The sequence below is a fragment of the Bacillus mesophilum genome, assembly GCF_008923265.1.
GTDB classification, from domain to species: Bacteria; Bacillota; Bacilli; order Bacillales; family Cytobacillaceae; genus Cytobacillus; species Cytobacillus mesophilum.
Genome location: NZ_WBOT01000019.1, coordinates 1 through 1,956, shown reverse-complemented (window position 1 = coordinate 1,956; position 1,956 = coordinate 1). Strand labels below are relative to the sequence as shown.

Here is a 1,956-nt window from a genome sequence, read left to right as displayed (position 1 = left end):
CCTTTTTTATAAGTTTCAGTAGGTATTACTTCTAACTTTTCAGTTACGTCATTTATTGGAAAGTCATCTCCAAACAAGCTGAAATAAACCTTTACTTGAGTCTTATTCAAGAGTAAAACACCTCAAACTAAGTCTTATATTTTTACGTTTATATACATTTATGATATCATTCCCTATTCATCTAAACTGCCCCTATAACTCCATAAGAAAAGGCTTCCCATTTATTTAAGGAAAGCCCCCGTTTGTTTAAGTAAACTATTCCACAAACTAATATTTCATAAAGAAAAACAGGTAAATATCTACCTGTTTTTCTTTATTTTAATCTTCTTTAGAAAAATCAATTATACGAAATGGGTTTCCTGAATCGTCTAAATAGATAGCATATCTACCTGGAGGAATATCAATAGGGTTCTTCACAAATTTTACTTTCGTTTGATTCTCTTCATAAAAATCATCAACACTATCAACTAAGAATACTCCGCCAGCTCCTAAATCGTGTTCGTCTGCCTCCAGCATAATTCGCTGCTCCGAATTAGGTATGCTCAAAGCAATCGTATGACTCCCTTCACGCCAAGCTTCTTCAAACCCAAGTACATCTCGATAAAATGTTAAGGATTCCTTTAGATCATTAACAGGATGATACAAAAAGCTCAACTTCATAATTATTTACCTCCAATACACATAATTTAATTATGTAAAACATAAGATGATTATGTATATCGTAATATATTTACTTGATAATTGTCAATATGGTAAACTATTTTTATGATGAAAGAATGGATACCTATACCAGGAACTAATAAAGATAGACTAATTACAGTTGCCTTAGAGGAGTTTAGTAAAAAGGGATTTGAAGGAGTCAATATCACAGAATTAGCAGAAAAAGCACAAATGACAACTGGGGCCGTATATCATCACTTTGGATCTAAAGCGAAATTGTATGAGGTTATTAGAACAGAAATAGAGCAAAGAATTTTGGATAGAATGGAGGGTGCTGCCTCATTATTTGATAATCCAAATGAGGCTATTAAAGCTTCTATGATTACTGGAATGGATTTCGTCACAAAAAATGAATTCTCACGCTTGATTAGTGAACCCAATCCAACTAATAAAACAGATAGGATTGAACGATTCCTTTCTGACTTAAATAATAACAACGATTTACCCCTAGAATTAGTGTTAATTGCTTCTTGGCGTTCTATACTTAAAGGTATTTCCAAAGAAGAAATTACTAGTAAACAGGGAAAAGAATTAATTAACTGGCTATTTAAAAAGGAGAGTTAATAAACTCTCCTTTTGTTCTTTATATAAGCACTAACAGTCCTGAATAATAAAGAAAAGAAGGCTGCCATGAATCATTTTATATACTATACTCAAATTCGTATTATAGCTTTGATTCTTTCATCTTCTTCATTTTTATTTATATACTCAAACAGACCAATGTGGTTACCCCAAGGATCTGTTAATGTTCCCCATTTTACAGGAACTTCTTCACGAGAGTAAATCTCAAAGTCGGCAACATCTAACTGTTCTTTTAATCTTATCTTTTCTGCATAAATCTTTTTAACTCCTAAACGAAGTGGGCCACTACCTTCTGAAGGTATACCCTCCGCTATTTGTAGCCAACAACCAGGTATTACTTCCCACTCTGCAAAACCTTCATGAGGAACAAAATCTGCTTCCTTATTTAAGAATGTTTTATACCACTTATAGCCTTCTTGAAAGTTAGTAACACGAAACTGGATTGTTATCTCAAAGAACAATAATAATCACCTCTCTAACTTGTTGATAATTTATTATTCTGCAAATTGTGTTTTTTTCTTCTTACACTAACCTGCCCCTTTAGTGGAATAGAAAATGCAATTTCCCTCTATGTAAAAATCGCCCTCGTGACTTTTAATAAGATAAGAATTCTTCTTCAACTTTACTAAAATCACCCCATAATTCTGTACCGTT

The 1,956-nt window shown here is 32.6% G+C and carries 3 protein-coding genes; 1 reads left to right on the top strand and 2 read right to left on the bottom strand.

All coding sequences use genetic code 11. The annotated features are described in order from the left end of the window. Positions 1 to 318 precede the first annotated feature (318 nt). Entirely contained in the window at positions 319 to 660 is a 342-nt protein-coding gene (locus F7732_RS22470) for a VOC family protein (RefSeq protein WP_151576221.1), read from the bottom strand. Positions 661 to 765: 105 nt separating this feature from the next. On the opposite strand from F7732_RS22470, the gene F7732_RS22465 reads away from it, so the two are divergent. Next, positions 766 to 1,284, top strand: coding sequence for a TetR/AcrR family transcriptional regulator (locus F7732_RS22465; RefSeq protein WP_151576220.1), 519 nt, complete (start codon positions 766 to 768; stop codon positions 1,282 to 1,284). Positions 1,285 to 1,373: 89 nt separating this feature from the next. On the opposite strand, the gene F7732_RS22460 is transcribed toward F7732_RS22465, so the two are convergent. After that, positions 1,374 to 1,763 carry a VOC family protein gene (locus tag F7732_RS22460; protein WP_151576219.1) on the bottom strand — a complete coding sequence of 130 codons (390 nt, stop codon included), beginning with the start codon at positions 1,761 to 1,763 and terminating at the stop codon, positions 1,374 to 1,376. Between the last annotated feature and the right edge of the window lie 193 nt (positions 1,764 to 1,956).